This is a genomic window from Ruegeria aquimaris, assembly GCF_025751555.1.
GTDB classification, from domain to species: domain Bacteria; phylum Pseudomonadota; class Alphaproteobacteria; order Rhodobacterales; family Rhodobacteraceae; genus Ruegeria_B; species Ruegeria_B aquimaris.
Genome location: NZ_JAOWLB010000046.1, coordinates 1 through 7,469 on the forward strand (window position 1 = coordinate 1; position 7,469 = coordinate 7,469).

General features: G+C 60.3%; 5 protein-coding genes. 2 read left to right on the top strand and 3 right to left on the bottom strand.

Annotated elements, in window-relative coordinates:
* Positions 1-275: 275 nt before the first annotated feature.
* From OE747_RS24290 to OE747_RS24300, 3 genes are read right to left on the bottom strand one after another with little or no spacing between them, the layout of a single operon-like run.
* Entirely contained in the window at positions 276-3,521 is a 3,246-nt protein-coding gene (locus tag OE747_RS24290; RefSeq protein ID WP_263831017.1) for an efflux RND transporter permease subunit, read from the bottom strand.
* Positions 3,514-4,608, bottom strand: coding sequence for an efflux RND transporter periplasmic adaptor subunit (locus tag OE747_RS24295; RefSeq protein WP_263831018.1), 1,095 nt, complete (start codon positions 4,606-4,608; stop codon positions 3,514-3,516). Before OE747_RS24295 ends, OE747_RS24290 begins: the two co-directional genes overlap by 8 nt.
* On the bottom strand, positions 4,608-5,186 hold the full coding sequence (locus OE747_RS24300; protein WP_263831019.1) for a TetR/AcrR family transcriptional regulator: 579 nt from the start codon (positions 5,184-5,186) through the stop codon (positions 4,608-4,610). Before OE747_RS24300 ends, OE747_RS24295 begins: the two co-directional genes overlap by 1 nt.
* A 169-nt stretch (positions 5,187-5,355) precedes the next feature.
* Here OE747_RS24300 and OE747_RS24305 point away from each other — a divergent pair, with 169 nt between their 5' ends.
* Both OE747_RS24305 and OE747_RS24310 read left to right on the top strand, forming a co-directional pair.
* Positions 5,356-6,072, top strand: a complete 717-nt coding sequence (locus OE747_RS24305; protein ID WP_263831020.1) for a Crp/Fnr family transcriptional regulator — start codon at positions 5,356-5,358, stop codon at positions 6,070-6,072.
* 181 nt (positions 6,073-6,253) lie between these two features.
* On the top strand, positions 6,254-7,417 hold the full coding sequence (locus tag OE747_RS24310; protein ID WP_263831021.1) for a DUF6781 family protein: 1,164 nt from the start codon (positions 6,254-6,256) through the stop codon (positions 7,415-7,417).
* Positions 7,418-7,469: the final 52 nt, after the last annotated feature.

Here is a 7,469-nt window from a genome sequence, read left to right on the forward strand (position 1 = left end):
GCCCCGCTTCTTCCAGCGCCCGCAAAACGCCGATATGGCACCATCCGCGCGCGCCCCCGCTTCCAAGAGCCAGCCCAATCCGCATTTTTCTCCCCCTACTTTCGCCCGTTTCGCCAGATCGACCATAACAGGATGAAGCCGCCGATCACCCCTCCGAAAAAACCGAGCATTGCGAATGCGGCAAGCCCGAGCGGAAAGTCTACCCCGAGGCTGCCGTCACGATCGAGGATCCTATGGTGAGTGCCACCGCCCCGGTGCCGGATCGTTTGGCAGCGTCATGCCTCCGCCCCTCTGTTTGCACGGTAATAAAGCACCGGCACGACGATGATTGTGAGTGCCGACGACACGCCCGTACCGAATATCAGGCTGATTGCAAGTCCGCCGAACACCGGATCAGTCAGCATGATGGCCGAACCCAGAACGACGGCAAGCGTGGTCAGAAGGATCGGACGCGCCCGGACAATACCCGCTTGATAGGCTGCCTCCTGCAGCGCCATTCCCTGGCTCTGGTTGTCGCGGATGAAGTCGATGATCAAAAGAGAACTGCGGATCGCGACTCCGGCCAGCGCGATGATGCCAACCATGGACGTTGCTGAGAAATCCGCGCCCATGATCCAGTGGCCGGGGAACACGCCGATCATCCCCAAAGGAACAGAGGCCATCGACACAAGCGGGATCTTGAAGGACTGATAATAACCCACCAGGAGCAGGAAGACGAACACCAGCGCCAGACCCATAACCATGCCCATGTCGCGGTAGGTGTCCAGCATCAGCCGGATTTCGCCGTTCCATAGCAACTGGTACTTACCGATTGTGTCCGGCGCGGCGGTGGCCAGCGAAATGTTGCCGGTTTCCAGTCGAAGCCCGTTGCCGATCTCCATACCGTCGAACTTGCTGTCCAGATCGGCGATGGCGTAGATTTGCGATGTCTGCGCAAGCTCGCCGCCGACGAAAGTCACACGCTCGTTGTCCTTGTGCAGGATCGGCCGGTCGCGTAGCCCCGAAACCACCTGCACGAGTTCCGACAGCGGTATCCCCTGGCCGGCGGCATTCTCGACAATGATGTTTTCCAGGTGGTTCGGATCGGGCTGCTGGCTGTAAGGTACTCTCACCCGGATTGGGACGACATGCCTGGAATTGTCGGAATGGATCCTTCCGATGACTTCACCCGCGTATAAGGGCCGGAGAATGGCAGCGATCTGGGCATTACTGACACCCGACAGCGCGGCTTTTTCCTGATCGACGACGATCTTGTATTCGACAACGTCAAGAGGCTCACTGGTGGTGATATCGACCATGTCAAATGTTGCGGCGAATATCTCTTCCGCCCGTCCGGACAACTCGCGCAGAACATCCAGATCCTTGCCGTAGATCTCGGCCAGCACCGTGGCCCGCATCGCCGGGCCAGGTGGATCCTCGACCATCTGCACGTATGTACCGGGGTATCTAGCGGCGATGGCCTCCACCGCGGGCCGCAATTCGCGCACAAGCTCGATCGAGGACGTCTCGCGCGCGTGCTTGTCGATCAGGTTGACGCGGATCTCACCGATATTGGCGCCCACCCTGTCACCGCTGCCGCGCAACAATGCGTTGAAGTCGATCACACCTGACTGGCCGACCCAGCTTTGCGTATTGGTGATCAGCGGATTTTTTACCAGGATCGCATTGACCTCCCGCACCAATCGGTCGGTCATCTCGACCGGTGTCGTTTCCGGTGTCTGCAAGGATACGTTGAATGTGTTCTTGTTGTCCTTTGGCAAAAAGCCCGTGGAGACACCAAACGAGGGCTTCGGTCCGGCTACGCCTTCAGGCCGCACGAATTGCCATGCTGGCTGAAGCACCGTCAGCGACAGCGTCGCAAGCGTCACGCCGTATATGGCCCAGCGAACGGCACGACGGTTCATCGACAGTTCCATGAGCCAGCGATAGGCACGCTCCAGTCGCCCGGGCCGGGCCTCGGCCTCTTCTTCCCGGTGCCCCATTCCAACCCAGCGATAGGCGGCCCAAGGCGTCACCGTATAGGCCAGAAACAGCGAGGCCGCCATGGCGACCGGCACGTTGAAGGCGACGGGGTAGAAATACTGCCCCGGCATTCCCCCGACCAGCATCAACGACAGGAACACCACTATCACCGTGGCGGTGGCAAGGTTGGCCGCGCCGCCGACCTCGGCGCAGGCGCGGATGGTGATGTCTTTCTTCTCGCCGCCGCCATTGTAATATCGGCGGTGGATGTTTTCGATCACGACAATCGCGTCATCGACTAGCAGGCCCAGCGACAGGATCAGTGCGAACAGGCTCACCCGGTTGATGGTGATGCCGTGGATGAAATCCGCGCCAATCGTCACGAACAGCACCAGCGGCACGGTCATGGTGACGATGAGCGCCTCCTTCCAGCCCAGAAACAGGATCAGAACAAGAAAGACGGTAGAGACCGCGATGAAGAAGTGTTCGATTAGTAGGTTGACCGCGTCATCGGCCTTTTCGCCGTCGTTTCGGGTCACCACGACATGTACGTCACGCGGCAGAAACTCGTCTTGCATGCGCCTGATACGTTCGATCGTGTCGTCGGCCATGAAAACCGCGTTGGTGCCCTTCTTCTTGGCGACGCCCAAGGTCACCGCGGCCATGTCGAGATTCCCGAATTCAGCATTGCGCGCATCGCCGGCACCAAAACTGAACCGGCTGATCCTTTCGCGCTCCTTCGGCGGCCCATCGACAATGTCTGAAACGTCGCCAAGATAGATCGGCCTGCCACCGTTTTGCCCGACAACCAGGTTTCGAACGGCATCGGCATCCTTGAAGAACCCGTCGAGAAACACCGAGCGGGTGCTCCCCTCTTGCACCGTGTCACCCGCAGGAACGGACAGGTTGTTTCCGGCCAGGGTGTCGCGCACACGGGTCAACGGCACACCGAAGGCGGCCAGCCTGTCAGGGTCGAGATTGATGCGGATTTCACGATCCTGCCCGCCCTTGACGGTAACAACCGACACCGATGGCAGGCTGTGCAACCGCTCGGCCATGTGCTCAGCCATCTGTTTGAGCGCAAAATCGTCATACGTGTCCGAAGCCAGCGTGACGGTGACAACCGGCATGTCGTCCACATCCAGCGCCTTGATCAACGGGGCGCTGGAGCCGGACGGCATCTTGTCGAGATTGCCCGATATCCGGTTGTAGAGCTTGACAAAACTGTCTTCCTTATTCTCGCCTGCCTTGAACGATACCCCGACAATGCCAACCGAATTCATCGCCAAGGCGTTGGTATGATCGACGCCAACGATCTCGCTGACGATCGCCTCGAGAGGTGTCACGATCAGCCGTTCGACCTCAAGGGCCGAGGCTCCGGGGAATTGCACGCTGATATGTGCGGCTGGCACGATGATCTGCGGGTTTTCCTCGCGCGGAGTAAGATAGATCGCGATTGAACCAAAAAATGTGAGGGCCAGGATCGTCAGGATCGTCAATCGGGAGGTGACGAATATTTCCGACAATCGCCAGGCAATGTTGCGTTTCGGCTCACTCATCGGGCGTGGCCCCTGCGGTGGTTTCTATCCGGTCTCCGCCGCGCAGACGGTCATCATCTTGCGCAACGATGGTTTCGCCGCCGTTAAGTCCGGCGTTGACCTCGATGGCATCAGACAGTTCGCGCCCGGTACGCAGCCACCTGAAATGCACCGCACCATTATCGCCGACAATAAATGCTCCGGGCAGCCCCCCTCGTTCAGTAAGGGCGCGCGCCGGGATCGTCACCACCCGGTCCGACCCGATGACGAAATGCGCCCGCCCGAACATGCCGGGAAAGACATCCAGCCCAGACGGCAAGGCAATCTCGACATCATAACGCCGGGTCACCGGGTCACCGGATGGAATGATCCGCAGGATCTCTCCGGTGACATCCTCCTTGCCGAGCGCATCAATTGCCACCTTCACAGGGTCGCCGACGCGCACGACACCGATATGGCTTTCCGAGACGGACGTTCTGAACAGCAGCCGCGTGCGCGATTCGATGGTCAGGATCGGAAAGCCGGGGGTCGCCAGATCGCCGACCTGTTTCTGCCGGGCGACCACGATACCATCGATCGGGCTGATGATTGTGGTGTATCTGCGCCCCGCCAGGGCGGTATCCAGCGCCGCTTGCGCCTCGGCCAGCCTTGCGCGCGACACATCGCGGGCAACCGTCGCCTTGCGCAGGTTTTCATTCGACACCGCGCCCCGCTCCAGCAGGTTTTCGAGCCTGACAACGTCCTGTTCCGCATCGCTTAAGGCAGTTTCGGCGGAACTGAGCGCCGCCTGCGCCCGGTTGATGGCGCCTTCGATATCGGTCGGGTCGATTTCAATCAGGATATCCCCCTTTGAAATCACGTCGCCCTCGTGGACCGTTATACGCTGAAGATACCCGGTCGTGCGCGACGAAACCTCGATACGCTCTTGCGAGATTGCACTGCCGGGCGTGCTGTAGAGCCGGTCTGCCGCGGCAATCTCGACGCGGGTTACCGGAAGGTCCAGACTGCGGGCTTCCGGCGCGTGATGCCCTTCGGGATCTTCCTTGCAGCCAACCAGGGCAAACAGGCAGACCCCAACCAGGGCAGTACGAAAAAGCGCGTTGAACATCAGTGGGCTTCCCTTGCGTCTGGCCGCGGCGACAACCCGTGCAGCACCAGGTGGCTTGCGTGATTGGCAAACGCCATATCCCGCTCGCGCGTGACAGGCTGGCCGGTTATTCCTTCGAGAACAGGGGTCAGTTCGACATACCCCAGAACCAGCGACAGGACCGACACCGCTGACAGGGTGTCTTCGTGATTCGGCGCCAACCGCCGCATGAGGCTCTCAATTTCCCGAAACGGCGCGGCGACAACCTCTTTGGTCAAAAAACTGATCCGCTCCCTGTCGCCGGTCAGAAGCTCGCGCTGCAAGAGGCTTGTCATGACCGGGTTGTCTAGGAACTGACCGATGAGCCAGGTGATCAGCCGTTCCAGCATGATTTCAGGGGCCTCCTGCCCCTTTGCCAGGTCACTGGTCGCCTTTGCCTTGTCCGAGAAGACAAACTCGAGCGTGGCACGGTATATCGCGTCCTTGTCACTGAAATAGTGATACAGCGCCGCCGGTGTCGTGTTCACTGCTCGCGCCAGATCGCGAATGGACACGGCGGCAAATCCGTGCTCGGCAAACAGGGCCGCCGCGGCCTGCAAAATCTCGCCCCTTTTGTCCGGCGGCGGCGATTTTTTTCTGGTTTGGCGTTGCATGCGTTGAAACCTTACTGAACGTTCGTTAGGTTAGCTAGACTGTCATTTCACGCCCGTCAAGGGCAAGCTGAAAAACAAGTCTCCAGCGTGATTACGCAAAGAGCGAGGATTTTCAATGAAACCGACCGATCCGAAATTCGATCACTGCCTTGCGGCGCTGCGCCAATCGCCGTTTTTTGCCGGACTGGGCAGCGACGTTCAGGCCGACATCCTGGGGATGTTCTCTTATGACACCGCACTCCGGCGCGACACGAATGTGAGCCTGCCCGACGCGGATCAGAGGTTTTCTGCGGTGGTCAGCGGTCGGGCCAAGGTTTCTGTTTATCACCCGGAAACCGGGCGCGAGCATATCCTTGACCTTCTGGGGCCCGGCGACGCGTTTGATTTGATCAGCCTGCTGGATCGCCAGCCCCGCGATGTCATCGTGACGGCGCTGGATGACATGGAAATCCTGACCGCAAGCCAGTCCCAGGTCAGGCAGTGGATATTACAAAACCCCGAGATCAACCGGACGTTCCTACCCTATTTGGGAGAACAGATGCACCGCCTTGCCGATCAGGCCGAGGACCTGGCGCTATATGATACCGAAGCCCGGCTGGCGCGCCTGATCCTGCGCCACATCACCAGCAACGCACCGGTCCATGGGCTGCGCCTGATCAACGATCTGTCGCAGGAAACCTTGGCATCCATGATCGGTTCGGTGCGGGTGGTTGTCGGGCGCCAGATGTCGAAATGGAAGCAGGAAGGCATTCTCTCGACCGGACGGGGGAAATGGGCGATCGACGATCTGAACGAACTCATCGCCAAGGCTCAGAAAAAGCTCGACATCTGAGACGTTTTTGGCTGCGCGCCTTCGGCGAGGAATTGCCTGAAAGGTGGTTTTCACGAAAAAACGCATGTCCTGATACCTGGGTTGCATCTTGGCTGCGCCCCGACCGGTAATATCCCGTCTGGATGAGTGCTGGCCGACAAAAGGGTCGGTTGGCGCGCCAACCTGAAAACGGAGAAAACCCATGTTTACCCAAGTGAGAAAACAGATCACGGACTCGGTGAAGGAGGCCAAGAAAAACGGCGCTCTGACGGCAGAGAAAACCCATGCCATCCTGCGGGATGCGGTTGCCGAGGCAGCAGCAGACCTGAAAGGCGGCGCCACGCAAGCGCGCAAACTGTCAAACGAGGCCGTCTCCTCCGCCGTGAAGGCGCTTGAAGAGGCCGGTGGCGCAACCCGCGACACCGTGTCGGCTGCGGTTGCGGGAACGGTCGAAGGTGTCCGCCATGCCCCGGCCCAGCTTATTTCGGCCGCCGAAAAGGACGTTGCCGGAGCGAAAGAACGGATCGTGAGTGAGGAAGAGAAGCTCGCCGCTAGCCTTCGCGAAAGCCTGGAAGGGGCCAAGGAGGCCGCGCAGGAGTTTACCGGCAACATCCGCGAGGAAATCACCGATGCGGTCGCCGATGCCAAGCTGGAGATGACAGAGCTTCTGGGCGTGACCCGCGATGCGGTCAGGGACGCGGTGAAGACGGCCATCGAAAACGGCGAGAAGGTCGATGAAAACGTGCGCAGGATCACCCGCGATGCGACGGCCAAAGCCCTAGGTGAGGCGAAATTCACTGCCGAGCGCGCCCGCAATGTCTCTGAGGCCGTGTTGTCGGCTGCGGTCGAAGCGGCTGAAGAGTCGGGCGCGTATGTCTCTGAGACCGCGCAGGCCGCAGCCGAGGGTGTGCGCGAAGGACTAGGAATTGTGATCGAGCAAACCCGTGAAACCGTTTCCAGGACCCGCAAGGAGGCCGGCGAATACACGGCGAGCGAGCTGAAACAGCTGGCCAAGGATCTGGATTCGGTTGGCGACCTGTTCGTCGAGGCTCTCCGCCGGGTCGCCGACCGGTCGGGCAAGGTGGCAAGAGCCATTCTCGACGAGGTTGCCGAAGATGCCCGCAAGGCCGGGTCAAGCCTGCGCGAACTGGCCGCCAAGGCGGCAAGCGCTGCGGGCGACCGGTTGAAAGAGCTGGGCAGCGACACGCTGCATGCCGGCGGAAAGGCCGCCCATGTCGTCGCCGATGAGGCAAGCGAGTTGGGCGCGCGGATGGTCAGCGTCGCCAAGGGCGCGGCCGTCGGCATGTGGGAAGGCGCGCGCAAGGCGTTTGCCCATGACGACAACGACGAGAAAAAGGAGGGCTGATCATGAAAAGGACATTGATCGCAACCACGATGGCAATCGGGCTTGGCGCGGG